General features: G+C 72.6%; 24 protein-coding genes. 18 read left to right on the plus strand and 6 right to left on the minus strand.

The features are described from left to right. Positions 1-67: 67 nt before the first annotated feature. Positions 68-1,639, plus strand: coding sequence for an FAD-binding oxidoreductase (locus AB2L28_RS05915; protein WP_370717798.1), 1,572 nt, complete (start codon positions 68-70; stop codon positions 1,637-1,639). A gap of 183 nt (positions 1,640-1,822) precedes the next feature. After that, positions 1,823-2,773, plus strand: a complete 951-nt coding sequence (locus AB2L28_RS05920; protein ID WP_370717799.1) for an MBL fold metallo-hydrolase — start codon at positions 1,823-1,825, stop codon at positions 2,771-2,773. Positions 2,774-2,962: 189 nt separating this feature from the next. On the opposite strand, the gene AB2L28_RS05925 is transcribed toward AB2L28_RS05920, so the two are convergent. Further along, positions 2,963-4,048 carry a zinc-binding dehydrogenase gene (locus tag AB2L28_RS05925; RefSeq protein WP_370717800.1) on the minus strand — a complete coding sequence of 362 codons (1,086 nt, stop codon included), beginning with the start codon at positions 4,046-4,048 and terminating at the stop codon, positions 2,963-2,965. Positions 4,049-4,295: 247 nt separating this feature from the next. Then, positions 4,296-4,874, minus strand: a complete 579-nt coding sequence (locus AB2L28_RS05930; protein WP_370717801.1) for a GNAT family N-acetyltransferase — start codon at positions 4,872-4,874, stop codon at positions 4,296-4,298. Positions 4,875-5,261: 387 nt separating this feature from the next. Here AB2L28_RS05930 and AB2L28_RS05935 point away from each other — a divergent pair, with 387 nt between their 5' ends. The 3 genes from AB2L28_RS05935 to AB2L28_RS05945 all read left to right on the plus strand — a co-directional run bounded on the left by AB2L28_RS05935 (position 5,262) and on the right by AB2L28_RS05945 (position 7,025). Then, positions 5,262-5,816: a hypothetical protein gene (locus AB2L28_RS05935; RefSeq protein WP_370717802.1), complete on the plus strand. Its 555-nt coding sequence runs from the start codon at positions 5,262-5,264 to the stop codon at positions 5,814-5,816. Between the two features lie 106 nt (positions 5,817-5,922). Next, the gene (locus AB2L28_RS05940; protein ID WP_370717803.1) at positions 5,923-6,216 is read left to right on the plus strand and encodes a hypothetical protein; all 294 of its coding nucleotides are present in this window, start codon (positions 5,923-5,925) and stop codon (positions 6,214-6,216) included. An 83-nt stretch (positions 6,217-6,299) separates the two neighbouring features. Further along, positions 6,300-7,025 (plus strand): hypothetical protein, encoded by a 726-nt coding sequence (locus AB2L28_RS05945; protein ID WP_370717804.1) that lies wholly within the window; start codon positions 6,300-6,302, stop codon positions 7,023-7,025. A gap of 175 nt (positions 7,026-7,200) precedes the next feature. Here AB2L28_RS05945 and AB2L28_RS05950 read toward each other — a convergent pair whose 3' ends face one another. Then, positions 7,201-7,674: a hypothetical protein gene (locus tag AB2L28_RS05950; RefSeq protein ID WP_370717805.1), complete on the minus strand. Its 474-nt coding sequence runs from the start codon at positions 7,672-7,674 to the stop codon at positions 7,201-7,203. A 73-nt stretch (positions 7,675-7,747) separates the two neighbouring features. Between AB2L28_RS05950 and AB2L28_RS05955 the strand changes: the two genes are divergently transcribed. From AB2L28_RS05955 to AB2L28_RS05980, 6 genes are all read left to right on the plus strand, one after another. Beyond that, entirely contained in the window at positions 7,748-8,272 is a 525-nt protein-coding gene (locus tag AB2L28_RS05955) for a GNAT family N-acetyltransferase (RefSeq protein WP_370717806.1), read from the plus strand. A gap of 161 nt (positions 8,273-8,433) precedes the next feature. Continuing rightward, positions 8,434-8,922, plus strand: a complete 489-nt coding sequence (locus AB2L28_RS05960) for a GNAT family N-acetyltransferase (RefSeq protein WP_370717807.1) — start codon at positions 8,434-8,436, stop codon at positions 8,920-8,922. A 516-nt stretch (positions 8,923-9,438) separates the two neighbouring features. Further along, positions 9,439-10,353 (plus strand): pyridoxal-phosphate dependent enzyme, encoded by a 915-nt coding sequence (locus tag AB2L28_RS05965; protein WP_370717808.1) that lies wholly within the window; start codon positions 9,439-9,441, stop codon positions 10,351-10,353. Between the two features lie 218 nt (positions 10,354-10,571). Continuing rightward, positions 10,572-11,147, plus strand: coding sequence for a hypothetical protein (locus tag AB2L28_RS05970; RefSeq protein WP_370717809.1), 576 nt, complete (start codon positions 10,572-10,574; stop codon positions 11,145-11,147). A gap of 356 nt (positions 11,148-11,503) precedes the next feature. Next, positions 11,504-11,800 carry a type II toxin-antitoxin system Phd/YefM family antitoxin gene (locus tag AB2L28_RS05975; RefSeq protein WP_370717810.1) on the plus strand — a complete coding sequence of 99 codons (297 nt, stop codon included), beginning with the start codon at positions 11,504-11,506 and terminating at the stop codon, positions 11,798-11,800. An 8-nt stretch (positions 11,801-11,808) separates the two neighbouring features. Next, entirely contained in the window at positions 11,809-12,180 is a 372-nt protein-coding gene (locus tag AB2L28_RS05980; RefSeq protein ID WP_370717811.1) for a PIN domain-containing protein, read from the plus strand. 112 nt (positions 12,181-12,292) lie between these two features. Here the strand turns inward: AB2L28_RS05980 and AB2L28_RS05985 are convergent, their stop codons facing one another. Beyond that, on the minus strand, positions 12,293-13,078 hold the full coding sequence (locus tag AB2L28_RS05985) for an aminoglycoside phosphotransferase family protein (RefSeq protein WP_370717812.1): 786 nt from the start codon (positions 13,076-13,078) through the stop codon (positions 12,293-12,295). 166 nt (positions 13,079-13,244) lie between these two features. Between AB2L28_RS05985 and AB2L28_RS05990 the strand changes: the two genes are divergently transcribed. After that, positions 13,245-13,907: an SMI1/KNR4 family protein gene (locus AB2L28_RS05990; protein ID WP_370717813.1), complete on the plus strand. Its 663-nt coding sequence runs from the start codon at positions 13,245-13,247 to the stop codon at positions 13,905-13,907. A 453-nt stretch (positions 13,908-14,360) separates the two neighbouring features. After that, positions 14,361-14,729, plus strand: a complete 369-nt coding sequence (locus tag AB2L28_RS05995) for a hypothetical protein (RefSeq protein WP_370717814.1) — start codon at positions 14,361-14,363, stop codon at positions 14,727-14,729. A 291-nt stretch (positions 14,730-15,020) separates the two neighbouring features. Here AB2L28_RS05995 and AB2L28_RS06000 read toward each other — a convergent pair whose 3' ends face one another. Next, positions 15,021-15,533, minus strand: coding sequence for a ribose-5-phosphate isomerase (locus tag AB2L28_RS06000; RefSeq protein ID WP_370717815.1), 513 nt, complete (start codon positions 15,531-15,533; stop codon positions 15,021-15,023). A 156-nt stretch (positions 15,534-15,689) separates the two neighbouring features. On the opposite strand from AB2L28_RS06000, the gene AB2L28_RS06005 reads away from it, so the two are divergent. The 5 genes from AB2L28_RS06005 to AB2L28_RS06025 all read left to right on the plus strand — a co-directional run bounded on the left by AB2L28_RS06005 (position 15,690) and on the right by AB2L28_RS06025 (position 20,284). Further along, positions 15,690-15,866, plus strand: a complete 177-nt coding sequence (locus AB2L28_RS06005; protein WP_370717816.1) for a CsbD family protein — start codon at positions 15,690-15,692, stop codon at positions 15,864-15,866. A gap of 104 nt (positions 15,867-15,970) precedes the next feature. After that, a complete protein-coding gene (locus AB2L28_RS06010; protein WP_370717817.1) occupies positions 15,971-17,110 on the plus strand; it encodes a PP2C family protein-serine/threonine phosphatase in 1,140 nt (379 codons plus the stop codon). Positions 17,111-17,229: 119 nt separating this feature from the next. Beyond that, the gene (locus AB2L28_RS06015; RefSeq protein ID WP_370717818.1) at positions 17,230-18,330 is read left to right on the plus strand and encodes a glycosyltransferase family 1 protein; all 1,101 of its coding nucleotides are present in this window, start codon (positions 17,230-17,232) and stop codon (positions 18,328-18,330) included. Beyond that, the gene (locus tag AB2L28_RS06020) at positions 18,327-19,337 is read left to right on the plus strand and encodes a hypothetical protein (protein ID WP_370717819.1); all 1,011 of its coding nucleotides are present in this window, start codon (positions 18,327-18,329) and stop codon (positions 19,335-19,337) included. Before AB2L28_RS06015 ends, AB2L28_RS06020 begins: the two co-directional genes overlap by 4 nt. Beyond that, positions 19,334-20,284 (plus strand): glycosyltransferase family 2 protein, encoded by a 951-nt coding sequence (locus AB2L28_RS06025; protein WP_370717820.1) that lies wholly within the window; start codon positions 19,334-19,336, stop codon positions 20,282-20,284. The genes AB2L28_RS06020 and AB2L28_RS06025 overlap by 4 nt, the downstream gene beginning before the upstream one ends. Here AB2L28_RS06025 and AB2L28_RS06030 read toward each other — a convergent pair. Further along, positions 20,182-21,369, minus strand: coding sequence for a glycosyltransferase (locus AB2L28_RS06030; RefSeq protein ID WP_370717821.1), 1,188 nt, complete (start codon positions 21,367-21,369; stop codon positions 20,182-20,184). The two genes, AB2L28_RS06025 and AB2L28_RS06030, sit on opposite strands and share 103 nt — an antisense overlap. Positions 21,370-21,375: the final 6 nt, after the last annotated feature.

Below are 21,375 nucleotides of genomic sequence, written 5' to 3' on the forward strand. Positions count from 1 at the left end.
TCTGCCAGACTTGAGCTTGTTCCGCTCAACTCTGACGAGTCGGTCACCCGGGGAGCACAGTGGTCGGATGGACCCGTCCCCCTCGACCGCCCGCCCGACCCGCCGGGCCCTGCTCGCGGGCGGCCTCGCCCTCGCGACCGCGGGGTGCACCTCCGGCTCCCCCGGCGCTCCCCCCGCGAGCGGTGCCCCGTCCAGCCCCGCGACAGCGGCACCCACCCCGTCGAGCAGCCCGTCCTGGGGCTCGCTGCGCGTCTCCGGCGGCGTCAGCCTGCGCGGCGCGAACGGCTACGACGACGGGTTCGACGCCCGGTCCCTGCTCTACAACCCGCGCTTCTCCCCCGCCCCGCAGGCGGTCGCGCACTGCGAGACGGCCGACGACGTCGCCGCCTGCGTCCGCTTCGCCGCCGACCAGGGGGCCGGGCTGCGGCTGCGGAACGGCGGGCACTCCTACGGCGGCTGGTCCGCGGGCGACGGCCTGGTCGCCGACCTGTCCCCGATGGCCGCGGTCGAGGTGGACCGCGAGGCCCGCACGGCGCGCATCGGCGCCGGGGCCCGCCTCATCGACGTCTACGCGGCGGTCGGGGCGGCGGGGTTCGCCGTCGGCTCCGGATCGTGCCCGACCGTGGGCCTCAGCGGTCTCACCCTCGGCGGCGGCGTCGGCGTGCTCGCGCGCTCCTTCGGCCTGACCTGCGACCAGGTGAGCGCGATCGACGTCGTCACCGCCGACGGCCGCACCCGCACCGTCGGCGTCGACAGCACCGACGGGGACGACGCGGACCTGTTCTGGGCCCTGCGCGGCGGCGGTGGCGGCATCGCGGCCGTCACCTCGTGGACGTTCGCGCTGCGCCCGGCGCCGGAGGTGGCGGTGTTCTTCGTGCGCTGGCCCCTGTCGGCGGGTGCGGACGTCCTCGCCGCCTGGCAGCGCTGGCAGGCCGACGCCCCGCGCGAGCTGTGGTCCACCTGCAAGCTGCTGCGCAACCCCGGCGACGGCGACCGGGTCCAGGTGTCCGGGACGTGGACGGGCGGCGGCGCCCCGGACCTGTCGGGCCTGCTCGCCGGCCTGCCGGCCCCGGCGGCGCGGTCGGGGCGGCGCCTGGCCTACCCCGAGGCCATGTCCTACGAGGCGGGCTGCTCCGGTCTGGACGCGGACACCTGCACCGCACGCGCTCTCGACGCCGAGCACCGGCAGCCGTTCGCGGCGACCAGCTCGATGCTCCCGGAGGCGCTCCCGCAGGCCGGCCTGGACGCGGCGCAGGCGGCGGTGCAGCAGATCTCGCCGCCACCGGGCGCGGTCGAGGCCGGGATGTCGTTCGACGCCCTCGGCGGCGCGGTGGCCGACGTCGCCCCCGACGCGACGGCGTTCCCGTGGCGCACGGCCCTGGCCACCGTGCAGCACACCGCGACGTGGACGGGCGGCGGGGACTCCGACGACCCGGCCCCGTTCGACGCCGTCGTCGCGGGGACCCGGGAGGCGTTGCGCCCGTGGGCGGGAGGGTCGGCGTACGTGAACTACGCCGACCCCGACCTGCCGGACCGGGCGCAGGCCTGCTGGGGACCGAACCGCGCGCGGTTGCAGCAGGTCGCGGCCGGGGTGGACCCCGACGGGCTCTTCGCGTTCCCCGGCGGGATCAGGACCTGACGCCCACCGGGCCGCGCGGCCCGGGAGGTCGACCGACCCGCTCCTGCCCCCCGGGGACGTCCCGCGGAGCCCTCGGCCGCGGTCCCGGGGTGCTGGGGTTCTGGGGTGCTGGGGTTCTGGTGTCCTGGGCGCGGCACCCGTCCCCGCTGAGCGGAACCCGCGGCGGCGGGGAGACTGACCTGCGTGAGCCTGGGCAGCGGACCGCGTGAACTCGTCGTCCTCGGCACCGCGGGTGCCGTCCCCACGCGGGAACGCAACCACAACGGCTACCTCCTGCGCTGGGACGGCACGTCCGTCCTCTTCGACCCGGGCGAGGGGATCCAGCGGCAGATGCTGCACGCGGGTGTCTCCTCCCCGCGCATCGAACGGATCTGCGTCACCCACCGGCACAACGACCACTGCCTCGGGGTGCCGGGGGTGCTGAACCGGATGGCGCAGGACCGGCCCGGGCGCGAGGTGACGGTGCACGGCCCGCAGGACGCGTTCGAGCACCTACGCGGCCTCGCGGTCGTCGCGCAGGCGAACGTGCGGGTGACGGTGCAGGGCCACCCCGCCGTCGGCGATCCCGTTCCCGTCGCGGACGTCGCCGGGTCCGCCCTCACCGCGCGGGCCCTGGACCACCGGGTCCCCGCCCTGGGGTACCGCCTCGCCGAACCCGAGCACGTGACGTTCTCCCGCGAGGCCCTGGCCGCGGCCGGCGTCGCCGGGCCCGACGTCGGCCGCCTGCAGCGCGAGGGGGAACTGCGCGGTGTGCGCCTGGAGGACGTCAGCACCCGCCGCCGGGGGCAGGTGTTCGCGTTCGTCATGGACACCCGGCTGTGCCCGGCGGTCGCCGAGGTCGTCCGCGACGCCGACCTCGCCGTGCTGGAGTGCACGTTCGCCGAGCGCGACGCGCACCTCGCCCTCTCCCGAGGCCACCTCACCGCCCGGCAGGCCGGCGAGACGGCGGCCCGCGCGGGCGTCCGGTCGCTGGTCCTCACCCACGTCTCGGCCCGCTACGACGGGGCGGAGCTGGAGGAGGAGGCGCGGGCCGCCGTGGCCGCGGTCGGCGGGCGGACCACCGTGCGGGTCGTGCGGGACCTCGACGTCGTCCCGGTGCCGCCGCGCGCCGGCCGCAGTAGCGTCGCCGCATGAGTCAGCCGCCGTTCGACCCCGACGACCCGCCGGTCCCCGAGCTGGAGACCGACGAGGAGGTGCCACCCCGTCCGGAGGAGGAAGTCGCGGACGACGCCGACCGCGTCTGAGCACGCCCGCCGACCGCGTGCGGGCGGTGCCACGGGGTCCGCCGTGGCACCGCCCGCGGTCACGTGGCAGTCGCCCGCCTCACACCGCCCGGTCGGGGACGAGCGACACCTTCACCGAGTTCGCCGAGTCCGCGACCAGGTCCAGACCGCGCTGGAACTCCGACAACGGCAACTGGTGCGAGCAGATCTCCTCCAGCGGCAGCCGGCCCGACTCGATGAGCTTCAACGCCGCCGGCCACGTGTTCTGCCCCAGGTGCGCGCCCAGGACGTTCAGCTCCTTGTCGTCGGAGATGATCGACCAGTCCACCGACACCGGGTCCTTGAACACGGAGTACTCGACGAACGTGCCCAGCTTGCGCAGCAGGTTCAACCCCTGCGCGACGGCCGACGGGTGCCCGGTCCCCTCGATGTAGACGTCGGCGCCGTACCCGCCGGTGAGCTTCTTCACCTCCTCGACGACGTCGACCTCGGTGATGTTCAGCGTCACGTCGGCACCGCACTTCTTCGCCAGTTCCAGCTTCTGCGGCAACGCGTCCAGCGCGATGATCCGCTGCGGGAACTTCGCCGCCGCCCCGGCGATCATGCCCAGGCCGATCGGCCCGCACCCGGCGACGACCACCGTGTCGTCGAACCGGATCCCGGCCCGCTCCACGGCGTGCAGCGCGCAGGACAGCGGTTCGGCGTACGCCACCTGCCACGGCGGCAGGTGCGAGGGGGCCTTGTGCACCAGGGCCTCCTTCGGCAGGACCAGGTACTCCGCCATCGCCCCGGGAGTACGGCGCTTGAAACCGAACATGTCGTGCGGCTGGCACATGTGGTAATCGCCGCGGGTGCAGTAGCGGCACTCCCAGCACGGCACGATCTGCTCGGCCACGACGCGGTCACCGACCTGCACGCCCCACCGGGCAGCGGCCTCCTCGTCGATCGCCTCGATGCGCCCGGTGAACTCGTGACCGGGCACGACACCCGTCTCCGTCCACGCGGGGCGGTTCTCGTCCCCCCAGAACTTCGCCGCCCCGTGGTAGCACTTCAGGTCGCTGGCGCAGATCCCCACCGCCTCGACCCTCAGCAACGCCTCGCCCGGACCGGCCTCGGGCACCGGGATCTGCTCCAGCCGGTAGTCCTCGGGGCCGTGCACCACGACCGCCTGCATCGTGCCCGTCATGTTCTGCTCCCTCGCAGGTCCGCCCGGCACCGCCGGGCACCGTCCTCGGTCGGGTACGACGGTACGGCGGACGCGCACCGGTCCCCGACGCACCCGTGCACCTGCGCTCGGGCCAGGCGCCCCCGCAGCCAGGCCGCGGGACCCAGAGGCCACCGCCCACGGACGGCAGACCCGGCCGGTGGCTGCGACGCCGGCGCTGGACGACCGGCCACCGGGAGCAGGTCCGGGGACTTCCACGTGAGCGCCGTCAAAGCCGAGCGCGGAGCGCCTGCAGGGGCCGTGCGAGCACCAGCAGGGTGACGTCGCTGTCCGGCCCGCGGAATGCACCGACCTGGACCAGACCCCATCGCCGGTACACGGCGACGGCGTCCGTGGCGCTCTCGTAGACCCCGATGAACACCTGCTCCTCGACGCGGTCGCGCAGCACCTCGGACAGGCAGGTGCGGGCGATGCCCTGCCCGCGGGACCGCTCGTGAACCGCGAGCTCGTGGACGACGAGCGCACGGTCGGGCCGCGCGAGTGCGTCGTCGGCTGCCGGGTACCCGGCCACGGCGGCCAGGATGGACTGCCACGGCTCGTCGTGGACCAGGGCGTGCACGAGCGCGAACCCGACGACGTCCTGACCGCGCTGGGCGACCGTCATGCGCCCGCTGGCCCGGGCGAGCTGTGCCGGTCCCCACGTCGCGATGAGCGCGAGGTCAGCGGGGTCCTCCTCGTAGGGGGCGGCCGAGAAGCAGGAGACGAAGAGATCGGTGACCGCGGCCCACGTCGTCGGGGGTGCTGCGCCGTCGTAGGTGGAGAAGGTCGTCGGCGCGGCGGTCGGCACCGGAGCAGTCTCCCGGGGCCTGGGCGTCGGCGGAGACCAGGTCCTCGACGTCCTGCTCGCGGGATGACCGTGCGCTGCGCACATCGCGGGATGACCGAGACGTCGCCCGGAGCGAGGGACGACCGTGCGCCGCGCCGCGGGAAGGGCTGCACCCGGTAGCCAGGTACGAAAAAGCCCCGGCGACGTGACGGTGAAGTCAGAGGTCATCCGGGGCAGTTCGTTGACACCTACTGTATCGACCAGCTTGGTCTAGATTCAAGCCCCGTGCCGCAACCACCGGGCCCGTGGGTCGAGAACTGACTGTCCGCCGACCGCTTCGGCACCTACCTGGCCGCCGCGGCAGGGGACCGGGCTCGGGCGCTGGCCCTGTACGACTGGAACGCGGCGATGTCTGCGGCGATCTTGCACGACCTGGGGCACCTGGAAGTCGCGTTGCGCAATGCCTACGACACCAGCCTGGCCCGCGTCCCGCTGCCCGCCGGCGCCGAGCACTGGACTCAGGCACCCGCGACCCTCTTCGTTCGCCAGCCCAAGCGGGCCAAGGACGGCACCAGCATCGACGCCAACGACACCCCACGCCGTCAGGTGCTGGCTGCTCGACGGGCTGCAGGCGGCCCGAACGCTCCGGGTGGCAAGGTCGTGGCCGAGTTCTCGTTCGGGTTCTGGCGCTACCTGTCCACTTCCGCACATGAAGTCCCGCTGTGGCGGCCCTACCTGCACCACGCCTTCCAGCCCGGGACCTCCCGCAGGGACCTGGACCAGGCGGTGCGTCAGCTGCACCTGCTGCGCAACCGGGTCGCCCACCACGAGAACCTGCTGACCGCGAACCTGGCCGCCCGCCATGACGACGTCGGGCGTGTCCTGGCCATGATCTCTGCCCAGCTAGAGCAGCACGTGGCCGGCCGCAGCACCTGGGCGAGCGTCTTGACCCAGCGACCATGACAACACCGCCCGCTCGCACAGCGGAATGACCGGGACGTCACGCGCAGCGCGTCTCATGTGCGCGGGTTGAGCAATCTGAGCCGGTGCCGGTGGCAGGCTCCTCCAGGTGGCGCCCCTGGTTGAGACCAACGATGTCGTCGAGGCACTCGACCTCTACGACGGTGATGTGATCAAGCACCCCACCACTGGGGCCGTCATGACCGTCACCGCCCACATGCACTTGGACCCTCACCACCTGGACCTCATCCCGGGCGTCGTCCGCTTCGACGTCTACGACGGCCTCGACGTGGATAGACCGCTGGAGTGGGAGGGCCCTGAGGAGCAGTTGATCATCGGTCCGGGCATGCGCATCCGCCGGCTCTACCAGTACGTGCTTCCACCGGGCGCCCGCGTCGGGTGAACGCCGCACGCCAGACTCGCTCTTCGTCACGATCGCGACGTCACCGGCCGCCCGAGACCGCTCACACCGCGAGATGACCGCGCGTGTCGCATTCCCTCAACGGTGTCAGCAAGACTGCTCTGATGGGCAAGGGCGAATCGGGCGCTGAAGACGTGTCGGCCGCTGAGGCAGCCCGCAGGGCCAGGGCCCGCTACGGAGTGGACTACCCCCTCGAGGTGCAGCGCTGGTTCCAGCACGGTGGCTGCGGTGGGCGTGACTACGTGATCGGCAACCCGCACACCTTCCGCGGCCGGATCGCCGCCTACTGTCCGCACGAGGACGTCGGCTTCACCGTCTCCAAGGAAGACATGGACGTCCTGTCCCCGTCAGCCCAGTCGTGGTTGGACGGCTACCTGGCCGGTGCGGAGCCCGACCCGGTGGAGGTTTTCGGGCCGGGCGTCCGCGACGTCGCCGTTGACGATGAGCGCTGGGTGCGGTGGCAGCAGCTGGTGCGTGACTTTCGGGCCAGCGGGACATGGCCGCTGCAGGACTGGTGGGATCCAGCGCCGCTGCCGGCTGGGGTGGATCTGTCCGCGCTGCTCGCGGTACCTGCGCTGCCGTGGGTCGTACGGGGAGCGGAGGTGTGGACGTGGCAGCAGCACGGGCAGGAGTGGGGGTGGGTGCGTGCGCAGCCGCAGCCGGCGTTGAGCCGCGGCTTCTTGGTGGGCAGCGTGTGTGAGCGGCGCGATGACCACGGCGAGGAGTGGATGGCGGTGAGCGAGCAGCAGTGCTGGTGCTGCGACTGCGGCCACTTGACCGAGTCTTGGTGAGAGCTTGTCAGGGGGCTCGTCAGCGGCGGTATGACCGCGCGGATCGCGGCGATGTGCAGGTGATCGTCGCGCTCAGCTCGACCTCGCTCATCGCCATGTCCACGACGTCGGCGGTCACTCGAGACCGCGCACCACGCGGGATGACCGTGTGGTCGGGCCTGATCCTGTCCCAAGCTCAAAGCTTCAACAGGGACACGCCGAACCGTCGTTCGAGCGCCTGCATGATCAACCGGTGGTCCTTGGCGACAGCGGCGTCAGCAGGTGTGATGGCGCCCGTCCAGGCCGCGGTGGAGGTCATGCGTACGCGCACCGTGTTCTTCGTCGCCCGTATCGCCACGTCTCCGGGGTTGGGGATGGACTTGGCCTCCGCATCGCCCTTGTGGAACCACACGAAGACCTCGACCGGCCGGCTCTCGACCTGGCGCCAGGCGTGCTCCATGGATTCGTCTGAGGCTGAGCGTTTGAACGCGTCTTCCAAGCGTTGTGCGTAACCGCGTGGGTGCTTCAGGAGGAAGACGCACCCGATGGGTTCGATCCACGCCTGGTCGTCCTCATCCACTGGTTGCTGCTCGGCCTGGTGGTCGCTCGTGGAGACCGGCGCCGAGAGGTGCTTGTGCGGCTCAGGGGTCGATGGATCCAGGCTGCTCATCTACGCATGATCGCGCCCGATCGGCGGGATGACCGTGACGTCGCGCAGCGCGCCATGATTCCGGTGCAGATCGGTGTCTAGGGTCGAGCAGATGTGGATACGACCGGCCGTCCCCGACGACGCCGAGGCCATCGCGGAGCTCAACGCCGCGGCTTGGAAGTCGGCGTTCGCTGGCGTGGTCAGTGACGAGTACCTATCCAGCTACGACGGCGCACCACAGCGGCGCCGCGAAGACCTCCTGACCATGTCACCTGGGGCAGTCCAGCTCGTTGCAGAGGACGGCATCGTCGTCGGGTGGTCGATGGGGCATCCGTGCGAGGACGAGGACTGCGATCCAAACACCGTCTACGAGGCGCGTTCCTGCTACGTGGCTCCGACTCACTGGCGCTCCGGTACCGGCCGTCGTCTCATGCAGCACCTGCTGGCTGGCCTGGACCGCTACCGATGGCAGGAGGTCGTGCTGTGGACACCTCGCGACACCACGCCGACACGAGCGTTCTACGCCACTCTCGGCTTCAAGCCCGATGGCAAGACCGCCGTCATGGACCGTCTCGGGCCAGTCCCCATCGTGCGGCTAAGACGCCCAGTCGAGGCATGAGCGCCACAGCGCGGCCATCGACACGACCGCAACGTCGGCGGTCAGTCGCGACCGCGCACAGCGCGGGATGACCGCAACGTCCTCCCAGGCCCGAGACCAACTCCGAAGCCTCCTCGCGGTGCGCTGATCGGCTGATCAGCGGTACCCGCCACCATGAGTCCATGCAGGTCACGGACGGACAGGTGGCGGTCGAGCTGGTCGAAGGCATCGGTGCTGAGCGCGCAGCAGCAGGCATCTGGGCCCGAGCGACGGCACAGCGGGATCGGCTCCACTCGGTGGCTCCGCTGGAGGAGAAGCTCTCGGGCATCCAGCAGACGCTGAAGGCAGACGGCGCCTCACTGCACCTGGCGAGTCGCGGCTCACGCGCCATCGGTTTCTGCATCCTGATTCCTCGAGGGAAGTCCCTGGAGATCCGCTACCTCGCCACCGACCCTGAGGTCTGGGGCTCCGGTGCAGGGTGGGCGCTGTTGAAGCACGTGCAGGAGCACGCCGGCCGGACAGGATGTCCTCGCGGTGAGCTGTGGGTGATCGCCGACAACGCACGCGCGATCAGCGCCTACAAGCGGGCGGGCTGGGTGGCTACCGACCTCGTCGAGGTGCGCGGGTCCGCGGGACGCCCGGAACGTCGATTCGTCCGCGACTTCGACTGACTCTGCCCGCGAAGTCGAGCGTGAGACCAGACGGTCCTGGATCGCTCGCTTCTCGACATGTCCGCGACGTCGGCGCCAGCTCGAGACCGCGCACCACGCGGGATGACCGTGCGCCCGCGCACCGCGGGATGACCGTGACGTCGATCGCGACCGACCGCCCCTGCCGAGATGCTCGATCAGACCCGCACCGAGGTGGTCGCCGCGTGGGCCGACAGTGCCTGACGCAGGACCACGTGCTCGTGCACGTCCCCGGGCACTAATTCCCGGGCACTTGCGACAGCACTGCCGCACCTGGTACTGGCTGCCACGATCACCTCCGTGCGCGTCGTCACGGTCCTGGCGACGCTCCTGAGGCACCATCGTGGCCGGCGGGCAGCGGCGGGAGCCGCGCGCAGGCCAGCGTCATGCGCACTGACACCCCGAGGAGACGAGCCGGTGACCTCCGAGCGAACCACCCCAGCTGGTCAGGACGATGGGCCCGCAGCTCGTCGGCGGCTGGGCTCCTACCCCACGCCGGTGGAACCGGCACCGCGGCTGGCGGCCGCGCTGGGGTTGGGCGCGGACGACCTGGTGATCAAGCGGGATGACCTCATCGGACTCGGCGGTGGCGGCAACAAGGTCCGCAAGCTGGAGCACACCCTGGGGGCGGTGCTGCGTTCCGGGGCACGTGCCGTCGTCACCAGCGGGGCCCCGCAAAGCAACCACGCACGGCTCACCGCCGCGGCTGCGGCGCGGCTCGGTCTGCAGGTCGTCCTCGTCCTGGAGGGTGAGCCACCGGAGGAGTTCGGGGGCAACTTGCTGCTGGACGGCCTCTTCGGTGCCCGCATCGTCTGGGCCGGGCCCGTGGGGCCCGATGACCTGGCCGACCGGGTGGAGGACGAGACGCACGCCCTGCGCGAGCAGGGAACTGCCACTGAAGTCATCCCGTTCGGGGGTTCCAGCGTCGTGGGTGCGCGGGGTTATGTCGAGGCCGGGGTCGAGCTGCTGGAGCAGGTTCCCGATCTGGCCACGGTGGTCGTCGCCGTGGGGTCGGGAGGCACCATGGCGGGTCTGGTCCACGCGCTGGGGACGGAGCGGGTCCTGGGGGTCGACACCGGCGCCGTCCAGGACGCGCAGACCCGTGTCCACGACCTGGCCGTCGGCCTCGCGAGGGAGGAGGGTTCACCGGGACCCGGTCCGCTGCGGATCCGTCACGAAGAGGTGGGAGCGGGGTACGCCGTGCTCACCGCCGCTGTCCACCAGGCCATGTCGTTGGTGGCGCGGACCGAGGGGGTCGTCCTGGACCCGGTCTACACCGGGCGGGCGGCGGCGGGGTTGGTCGCTGCAGTGGCCGCTGGGGAGATCGCGGCCGGGCGCCGCACGGTGCTGCTGCACAGCGGAGGACTCCCGGGCCTCTTCGGGCACCCGGACGCGGGTTCCCTGCTGGTCTGACGTGCGACGACGTGGAGGTCACCACGTCCTGACACCAACGTGTCCGCGACGTCGCCAACGACCGGGACCGCGCGCCATCTGCGGGATGACCGTGCGGTCGTCACCGACGACTGCTGCCAGGTGCGCTGGCATCGCATGATGCTCACGACACGGGTGAGCCTGCCGACGGTCTGCCGATGGTCTGCGGATGATCACCCACGGGACTAGAGAGGTGACGGGTGGGCAGTAGGCGGCCAGGCGGTGATGCCACGCAGGTCCTGCGCAACCGCGCCAACCAGATCTCCGGCTGGGTGCTCTGGGTGATGCTCACCGGCCTCTGGTGCTTGAACGACCCGATGGGGCTGGCCCCTTCGCATCCGCCGACGGCCACCCGGGGCGAGGCGGTGCTGGTCAGCGTCTGCTTCGCCGCGGCCAGCGTGCTGGCTGTCCTGGTCTTCTCGGTGCCGTACGTGAAGGTGGGGTCAAACAGGGTGCTGGTACAGAACCCCTTGTCCTGTCATGTCCTCTCGCGGGGGCTGATCGTCGCTGTGCGCGAGGGCGTGATGTGGCCGGTGCTGGTCCTGGCCGATGGCCGTCGCATCTGGCTGGTGGCAGCTGAGCAGTCCGCCTTGATGAGGATGCGGGGGGTCGCGGTCTTCGACGAGCGGCACCTGCAGCCATCAGGGTCGGCGGGGGTCGTGAGTGCGCCGTTGGAGCGTGCGCGGGTGTGGTCGGTTCCGGTGCCGGCGCGGGTGGTCGCTGGCGTCTGGGGTGGGCTCGTCGTGCTCGGGCTGCTGTTCGGGCGGTTCGTGTAGTCGGTGGCCAGCTGAGGCGCCCGCCGACCTCCTGGACGCGGAATGACCGTGCGCCCGCGCACCGCGGGATGCCCGTGCGCTCTGCGCGCACCGCGGGATGACCGTGACGTCGGTGCGATCGCTCAGTCGCCGGCTGGCTCAGCTGCCCGCCGGAACTGCCGCGGCGAGCAACCCTCCCTGCGCAGCCAGTGCTCGGTTCACACGATGCGCTCGGCAGGCAGCACGCAGATCGGCACGTCCATGAGGTCGTCACGTCCTGGTCAGCGGATGACCGTGCGCTGCGCGCACCGCGGGATGACTGGTAGATCCACCCGATGGGGCTGCCACCTGTAGCAACTCACTGCTACGCTGGTGACGTGAGGACGATCAGTCAGCGCGAGCTACGCAACGAGAGCGGCAAGATCCTCCGCGAGCTGCGTGACGGCGAGGAGTTCGAAGTCACCATCAACGGCGAGAGCTTCGGCATCCTGAAGATGACCCCACCTCCGGCCAAGCCCCAGCGGTTCGTCCGTGCCGACACCCTCCGGGCTCTCTACGCCGACGCGCCCCTCAGCGCCGAGCAGGCCGACGACTGGAAGCGGGACGTCCGCGAGGTCTTCGACGACGAGGTGGACGCCCCGTACACCCGCGCGTCCCGTCGTCAGGAACGGTGACCTCGCCCGTGGCCGTGCTGATCGACAGCAACGTGCTCATCGACGGGATCGTCGTCGAAGACGCCTCCATCTCCATCCTGACCATGTTCGAGCTGGCCGGCGGGATCGACAGCGTCGCCGACCCCGAGGTTCGGGCGGCGCGACAGCGCCGGTACGACGCCGCCGCAGCCGTCTTCGACCCCTTCCCCGTGTCCCGGCGGGTTCTGGACGCCTACCACGACATCGACTCAGCCGTGGTGGCGATCGGTCGCGAGCCCAGGCCCCGGCGCTTGGACCTGATGATCGCGGCGACCGCTCGAGCGCACGACCTTCCGCTCATCACCGCCAACCTCGACGACTACCGAGGGTTGGACGCGCTGCTCGACGTGAGGAGCCCCTGACGCGCTGCTGAGACGGGCCGATGATGGTTGAGGTGCCCCTATCGCGCCCTGGCCGAGCGCTGCGCGCACCGCGGGTGACCGTGACGTCGGGTCTCCACGATCGCCGGGTGAATCAACTCGCAGGCGCGCACAGCACGTCGGTGTGCTCTGCAAGCCACGACGCGTCGCGGCGGTAAAGGTCAACGTGGCTGCGCACATGCTCGTGTCCCTCATCAGCTCGCGCCTCGGTGAAGGCAGCAAGCTCGTGCAGTCGCTGCACGGCCACGCTCGCCACCTCAGCTGGAGTCGCAGCAGGACCATAGGTACGGCAGAGCAAGCGCAAGCGCCTTGCCCGTTCTGGCAGTGAGCTGGCCAGTCCATCGGCGTTGGCGGGGTGGCTCAGCGGCACGAGGCGGTACGCCAGGTAGGCCAGGTCCCAAACTCGTGGTCCTGGAGAGGCGGTGTCCCAGTCGATCACCCCGCTGAGACGCTGATCGGTGAAGACCATGTTGTAGGGCGCGAAGTCGTTGTGGCAGATCACCTCGACTGGTTCGTGGGCCGGCAACCGCCAGACCGATTCGTCGCGGTTGAAGTCGATCGTGGCCTGGTGCAGTTGGGCCATCATGTCCGCCGCGCGAACCAGCACCTCGTCGCTCCAGACCCATTCCGGCATCGGGTCCTGGGGGACGACACCTGGCAGGTGCGAAAGGTTGTCTCGACCGTACTCATCGACCCCTCGCGGTTCGGGGACCCATGTGAGGCCTCGCTGACGCAAATGAGCCAGGAGGCGCTGAATGGTGGGTGTCCAAGCACCAGCCGGACGGCGGACGCTGTCGCCGACGCGGGTAGCGCCTCCCATGTTGCCGCCGGTGAGGGCTTCTTCGACGTCGTCGATCTCATCGCCAGCATGGTCGGTCATCACTGCAGCCTGGCGTAATGGTCGACCCGGAGCCAGCTCTGCAGGCGGGTGACCACTCGTATCTCGACACGACCGCGAGGTCGGCGCCAGCTCGAGACCGCGCACCACGCGGGATGACCGCGAACTTCCTCCCCCCGCGCTTCGCGCCGGCCGCGAGGATGACTCCGTGAACGAGGAACCTTCGGTTGAGACAGCGTGGGCGCGGATCACCGCCTGGCTGCGGACGCACGCACCCGCCACCGCCGCGAGCCTGCGCCCCCCGGCGCCTGCGCGGGAGCGGACCTTGGTCGAAGAACGGACCGGCGTGCTCTGGCCAGAGCAGCTTCGGACGTGGTTCAGCCTGCACGACGGCTGGGACCGCGAGGCTGGGGCTGGGGTGCTGCCGGGGTGGTCTGGCCCCATGTCGCTGGCCCGGGCCCTGGCGGACCGGCAGTTGCGGCTGAAGATCGAGCAGGACGTGACCGCTGACGACGGGGACGCCGCCGAGCACCGCGCCGAGGTCGCCCAGCACGAGGCCGGGCAGGTCGCCGGCGCCTTCTTGCCCGCCTTCATCGCGCTGGATGAGAACCAGTCCGGTGACGCGTTGTTCGTTGACTGCCGCCGTGGTCCTCGGCACGGCTGCGTGACGGAGTGGATCGATGAAGCCTTCGACGGTGCTGGCCCGGTGTGGTGGTCGATCGCGCAGATGCTGAGCGATGTGGCTGATCACCTGGAGCAGCAGACGCCGTGCCGGTACTGGCGGCCGCAGGTCGAGGACGGCGCCGTGCGGTGGGAGCTTGATGACCTCTGGGACTCGACTTCACGGTGCTTGGCACGTCCTGAGCAGTGATGGCGTCGATTGACCGGGCATCGAGACCACCGATCGCGGCGTCAACGGCGTCCAGGTCATCGCGCAGGGCTACGAGCTGAGGGCCGGTTCGGCGCAGGCAGCGTGCGTGGCTCCCGGTGCGATCACCGTGGTGGCCGCACCGACCGCGAGCCTGGGACCGGACTGCGAACTCTCCCAGGACGGTCCTGGCGCCCTGGTGGTGCCGTGGGCGGTGCGGCAGTGGACGGGAGGATCAGGAGTCGCATCGGGGCTCAAGCTCATCGACGGGGTGCCCGTCCACCTCGACGACATCCCCCACGGCGACGAGAGCAGCGCCATCGTCAGCGTCCCCTCACGCGGGGTGCGGGTGCAGCTCGCCGGTGACGAGGCGCAGGTCCACGACCTGCTGGACAGTCTCACCATCCAGCCCCGTCCGGGGAACGACAGGCCCCTGCCCGTGCCAGCGCCAATCCCGTGGCCGGCGCGACGATCACGGACACCACGAACGCGTGGACGGGGCAGACCAACGACCCGGACCTGCTCTCCCGCTTGCAGGAGGCGGTGGACGCCGCCGCCCGCGTGGAGGGCGAACCCGACTGCTTGCTCGAGCCCGGACAGCAGGCGCAGATCGACCTGCTCACCACCCCGGACTACGAGCACAACCCCGACAACACGGCCACTGAGCGCTACCTGCGGGAGTACACCTACCTGCTCGTGGACGTCACCGGTCGCTGTGACCTGGTGTTCTCCAGCACCGGTGCCGTCCTGCGCCCGGACCCGGCCACGTTCAGCCCACTGGTGGAGCAGCTCCGCGACAGCAAGGACTTCAACGACGGCGCGTGACGATCCGACGCGACAGGGGCCGAGCGGTCTCCGCGGCGTCCGCCGGGCCATCGGTGTCCTGCCATCGAGCAGTTCGCAGCAGAACACCCCGCACGCAGAGACCCGTGGACGCGAGACGTGGCCGTTCGACGAGACCATGACCTCCACGACCACGGAGTCGATGCGGCGCAGTCGAACCGCTGACGTCCCGTGGACCGGGAGGGGTGACCACCGGGACCGCCGGACGTGTCACCGGTGTCGTGGTGCCGAACTGTCGCCGATGTCCTGGGACTCAGCCGGACTCAGCCGGACTCAGCAGGTCGAGGCGGAGGTCTCCCCGTCGGTGGCGGCCGTCTCGTACCCGGTGATCGCCTCGACCTTGGCCGCCGAGGCGCTGGAGGTGTCGAACACGTACCCCAGGAACTCCCGGGCCAGCCGCCGCGCCAGTTCCCGCCCGACGACCCGCTCACCCAAGGTCAGGACCTGACCGTCGTTGGACAGCACCAGCCGCTCCACCGAGAAGGAGTCGTGCGCCACCGAGGCCCGGATCCCGGGCACCTTGTTCGCCGCGATCGCCACCCCCATGCCCGTCCCGCACACGAAGATCCCCCGGTCGGCCTCCCCGGCGGCGATCTTGCGGGCCCCGGCCACGGCCACGTGCGGGTAGGCCGTCTTGTCGGTGTCGGACCCGACCCCGACGTCGATGACCTCCTTGACGCGGGGGTCCTTCAACAGGTCGGCCTTGATGGCGTCCTTGTACGAGACACCGGCCTCGTCGGCGGCGACGACGACGCGCCAGGCCAGGTCACGCTGCTGATCGGTCATGGGATCTCCTCCTGCGGTCCGGTCGGCGGCCCGTGACGGGCCGCGCTCGACACCTCCCCCAACACCGGCTGCGGGCCCGGTGTTTCCGGGTGCGCGTCCGGCCGGACGTTCCTAGGGTTGGGGTGTCGAACACCGACGCAACCGAGGAGGACCCGCATGTCCATCGCCGACAAGGCCAAGAACGTCGTGCAGCAGACCGTCGGCAAGGCCGAGGAAGCCGTCGGCAAGCGCACCGACGACCAGGAGCAGATCGCCCAGGGCAAGAAGGACCAGGCCATGGGTGAGGCTCGTCAGGAGCACGAGAAGGCCAAGGACGCGCTCGACGACAAGTGATCCGTCCTCAGGCCCCCGCCCCGGTGGGCGGGGGCCCGGGTGCGGGTGACGCATCGGCCGCGACCGTGGGACCGGGTGGTCTGGACCGTCTCCTGGGTTCGGCGTTGCGAGCTGCTGAGCAGGCCGTGTGCGTCGCGGACGTCTCGCTCCCGAACGAACCCGTGGTGTGGGTCAACGACGCCTTCACCCGGACGACGGGGTTCCCCGCGGTCGAGACCGTGGGCCGCAACTGCCGGTTCCTCCAGGACGGACTGGACGACCTCGGCTACGACACCCGTGGACCGGCCGCGCAGATCCGTTCCCTCGTCGAGCGTCGCGCGGGCGGCACTGTGCTCATCCCGAACCGTCGGCGCGACGGGTCGGTGTTCTGCAACGAGCTGTCCCTCTCACCCCTGCCCGACGACGACGGGTCGGTCCGCTACTACGTCGCCGTCCAGCAGGACGTCACCGCCCGCGTGCAGGCCCAGGCCGCGCGGGACGCGGTGCAGGACGAGGCGGCCGAGCTGTCCGACCACCTGCAGCGCCAGCTCGTCCCCCGCCGGCTGCCGGACCTGCCGGGGTGGGAGATCGCCGTCCGCTACCAGCCGGCGACGCGCGACGACGGCAGCCGGGGCGAGGTGAGCGGGGACTTCTACGACCTGCGCGTCCTGCCGTCGGGAACCGCCGTCGCCGTCATCGGCGACGTGTCCGGGCGCGGTCCGCAGGCCGCCGCCACGACGGCCGCGTTGCGCTGGGCGGTCCGCGGGGTGCTCGGCATCGTCCCCGGACCGGCGGAGGCGTTGCGCCAGGTCGCCGGGGCCGTCCACGACACCCTCGGCGACCGCTTCGCCACCGTGGCGGCCGTGCAGCTGCCCGCCGGTGAGGACGAGCGGTCCGTGACGCTGTCCCTGGCCGGGCACCCGCGGCCGGTGCTCGTCCCGGCAGACGGTGCGAGCCGGTTCGTCGGGGTCCCCGGGATGCTCCTGGGTCCGTTCGACGACCCCGACCTGCACGAGGACCGGCTGGACCTGGCGGTCGGGGAGCACCTCGTGCTCTACACCGACGGGGTCACCGAGGCCACGTCGACGACGCGCGACCTCTTCGGCGACGACCGCCTCCTGAGCGCCCTGGACGAACTGCGCGGCGGCGGGCCCACCAGTGCCGACGACGTCGCCGACGCGGTGCTGAGCGCGGTGGCCCGGCACGTCGGCGACGGCCCCACGGACGACCTGACGCTCATGGTGCTGCGGCGCACCTCCCGGTGACCGGGTCTGGCGCTGGACGCGCGCCGGAGCCGGGGCGGGGTTGAATGGCCTCCCCCGGGACGGCTCCAGCAGCGGGCCGCACCACCGACCGCACCACGCACTGCTCCGGGAGCCCCGTCTTGCCCGAACCCCGTCCCGCCCCCGTGCGGGTCCTGCACGTCCCCCGAGCCCACGGCTACGTCGACCACCTGCACGACGACCGCGTGCCGGGGGTCCTCGTCGTCGAGGACGGCACCCCGGACGGCCCGGGGTGGCACCCCGCCCGGGCCCTGGAGGCGGACTGGGTGCTCTCCCACGCCGCGGACTTCGACGTCCTGCACCTGCACTTCGGCTTCGAGGGGCGCACCCCGGCGCAGCTGCGGGCCCTCGTCGACGCCCTGCACCGGACGGGACGGTCCCTGGTCCTGACCGTCCACGACCTGCAGAACCCGCACCTGCGCACCCAGGAGGGCTACACCGCCCTGCTCGACGTCCTCGTCCCCGCGGCCGACGGCCTCGTGACCTTGACCCCCGGCGCCGCGGCGCAGGTCCAGGACCGGTGGGGCCGCCGGCCCGAGGTCGTCCCGCACCCGCACGTCGCGCCGCTCGCGCGCGTCGGCGCCCCCCGCGAGCCGCGGTCCCCCCGGGTGGTCGGGGTGCACCTGAAGAGCCTGCGGGCCAACCTGCAGGCCCTGCCCGTGCTGCGCTCGCTGGTCGTGGCCGCCCGCGAGCTGACGGACGGCGGGACACCCGTCGCGGTCCGGGTCGACGTGCACGCCGAAGCCCTCGAGGAGGGTTTCCCGCGCCACGACGCCGAGCTCACCGCGTGGCTGCGGGAGGCCGCCGCCGCCGGGGCCGTGCGGCTGCACGTCCGCGACCGCTTCGACGACGACGAGCTCGAGCAGTACCTGCGGGACCTGGACGTCTCGGTGCTCGCCTACGCGCACGGGACGCACTCGGGGTGGCTGGAGCTGTGCCACGACCTCGGCACCGTCGTCCTCGCCCAGCGGGTGGGTTTCCTGCATGAGCAGCAGCCCCTCGTCGAGGCCGACCTGGCCGATCCCGGCGCCGTGGCCGGCGCGTTGCGCCGGGCGTTCGCGGGGGTCCCGGGGTCGGCGGCGACGGCCGGTGAGCGAGGCGCGCAGCGGCTGGACGTCGCCCGCGCCCACGAGGCCCTCTACCGCTCGGTGGTCGCTGCGCCGGGTCCGGTGCCGGGGACCGCGCCGGTGGTCCCGGCGTGATCGGCTGGTACGTCCACCACCAGGGCGCGGGGCACCTCCAGCGGCTCGTCGCCGTGAGCCGGCACCTGCGCACCCCCGTGACGGCGTTCAGCTCGGCCCCGCGGCCCGCGGGTTTCGCCGGCGGCTGGGTCACCCTCGACCGCGACGACACCCCACCGGTGGACCCCGCGTCCGCGACGGCAGGTGGCCGGCTGCACTGGGTCCCCGAGCACCACCACGGGTTGCAGGACCGGCACGCGACGATCGCGGCGTGGATCGCCGCGCACCGTCCGCGGTTGTTCGTCACCGACGTCTCGGTGGAGGTGACGGCGCTCGTGCGGTTGTGCGGGGTGCCGGTCGTCGTCGCCGCCATGCTCGGCGACCGGCACGACCCCGCGCACCGCCTGGGCCGCGACCTCGCGCAGGCCCTGCTGGCGCCCTGGCCGGGACCCCCCGCGACCGGGGGCCCCGGCACTCCGGTCGTGCACGTGGGCGCGTTCTCCCGGTTCGACGCCCGCGCCACGTCCCCGGCGGCGACGCGGCCGGGGACCGTACTGGTCCTGTGGGGCAGCGGCGGCCGCGACGTCTCCGACGCGCAGTTCCGCGCGGCGCGGGCCGCGACGCCGGGGTGGACGTGGGAGTTCCGCGTCCCCGGGTCCGCCCTGGCCGTGGGCGACACGGGACCCGTTGCGGGAGATGACGTGTGGGCCGCCCTGCAACGCGCCGAGGTCGTCGTCGTGCACGGCGGGCACAACGCCGTCGCCGAGGTCGCCGCCGCCCGCCGCGCCGCCGTCGTGGTCGCCCAGGACCGCCCGTTCGCCGAGCAGCTGCGGCGGGTCGAGCTGCTGCGGGCCGAGGGTCTCGTCGCCGTCGACGCCTGGCCCGCCGCGGACGCCTGGCCGGCCCTGCTGGAACGCGCCCGCGCGGTGGGCGCGGACCCGTGGCGCCGGTGGGCCCCCGGTGACGGGGCCGAACGCGCCGCCGCGTTCCTGGACGCCGCGGCCGACCGCTGCGGGGTGCCGGCGTGAACGGCCCCGCCGCCGACGGGCAGCGCACGGCCGTCCTGACGATCGTCGCCGGCCGGCACGACCACCTGCGCGGGCAGCTGCTCGGGCTCGCCCGCTCGCAACCGCCCCCGCAGTGGCACGTCGTCGCGGCGATGGGCGACCCCGCGGTCAGGGACGTCCTCGACTCCGTCCCGGCCCCCGCCGGGACCCGCCGCGTCGTCCTGGACGTGCCCGTCGCCGAGGACGGGGAACTCCCCCTCGCGGCCGCCCGCAACGCCGCGGCAGGCACCGCCACGGCCCTGGGCGCCGACCTGCTCGTCCTGCTCGACGTCGACTGCGTCCCCGCCGCCGGGCTCGTCGCGGCCTACCGGGACGCCGCCGACCGCGTCCGCGCGCACCCGGGACCGCGGTTGCTGTGCGGACCCGTCGCGTACCTGCCGCCCGACGTCCGCGTGCACGGGCCCGGCGACCTGGACCGGCTGCCCGCCGCCGCGGACCCGCACCCGGCGCGCCCCGCACCCGCCGCCGGTGAGGTGGTGCGGGCGCAGGAGTCGCAGTGGTGGTTGTTCTGGTCGTTGTCCTTCGCCGTCAGCGCCGCCGACTGGGCGGAGTTCGGGGGTTTCTGCGAGGAGTTCCGCGGTTACGGCGGGGAGGACACCGACGTCGCCGCGACCGTGCGCGACCTCGGGGGTTCCCTGTTCTGGGTCGGCGGCGCCGCCGCGTTCCACCAGCACCACCCGACGCGGAACCCGCCCGTGCAGCACCTCGCGGCGATCCTGCGCAACGGCGCGGTGTTCCACCGCCGGTGGGGGTGGTGGCCGATGACCGGCTGGCTGGAGCAGTTCCGCGAGGCCGGGCTCGTCGACTACGACGCCGCGACGCGGTCCTGGACGGCGCTCACGGCACCCACCCCGCGGCCCGGGGCCCCGGGGACGCCGGCCACGGCCGCGCGCAGCACCGCCTCGTAGCGGCCGACCATGGTCGCGGCGGACAGGTGGGCGAGCGCCGCCGTCCGCACCCCGGCCCGGTCCAGGGCGAGGGCGGCCGGGATCGCGGCGGCCATCGCGGCGACGTCGTCGGCGGGGACGACGACACCGGCCGGCACCCCCGCGGGGTCACCGACGTTGGGCCGCAGCACCTCGCTGATCCCGCCCCGGTCGAAGGCGACGACCGGCGTCCCGCACATGGCCGCCTCCGCCGCGACGAGCCCGAACGGCTCCTCCCACACGGGGGTCACCAGGACGGCGCCGGCCCGGCCGACCGCGGCCGACAGCTGCGCGCCGCCCAGGTGGCCGTGCCAGGTCGCCGAGGGCCCCAGGCGGGGGGCGATCTGGGCGGAGAAGTACCCCGCGTCGAGCGCGGGACCCACGAGGTCGAGGTGGTGACCGGCGCGGGCGGCCGCGTCCATCGCCAGGTGGGGCGCCTTCTCGGGCACGAGCCGGCCGAACCACAGCAGCCCGCCTCCCCCGGGCCCCAGCGCCCAGCGGCGGGGGTCGACCCCGTTGTGGACGACGTCGGCGGCCGAGACCCAGGGGGCCCACTGCCGCGCCGTGAACCGGCTGACCGCCGTGAAGGCGTGCGAGGAACCGCCCGCCGCGAGCGCCGCCGTCAGCCACGGCGTCGGCGGGGTGTGCAGCGTCGTGACCGTCGGGAACGGCAACGTGGAGGACAACGTCAGCGGCAGGTGGTGCAGGGAGTTGTTGTGCACGACGTCCACCTGGCCGGCGTAGGTCGTGCGCAGCGCGTTGAGGACGGTGAGGTGGGCCTGGTGCTCGCGCAGGAACGCCTCGGCGGGCATCGAGGGGTCCTCGCGCGACAGCTCGTCCGGTTCCCAGCCGCCGCCGGCCAGGACCTCGGGCTGGGCGCCGGTGGAACCGGCCGCCGCGAACAGCAGCACGCGGTGGCCCCGGGCGCGCAGGGCGGCGACGAGACCGCCGACGAAGGACTCCAGGCCCCCGACGTACGGTTCGGCCACGGGGAAGCGGCTCGGCCCCAGGACGGCGACCGTGAGCCGCCGCGGGGCGGTGGTCTGGGTCGTCGCGGGACGGGGCACCCGCAG

Source organism: Kineococcus mangrovi, assembly GCF_041320705.1.
Taxonomy (GTDB): Bacteria; Actinomycetota; Actinomycetes; order Actinomycetales; family Kineococcaceae; genus Kineococcus; species Kineococcus mangrovi.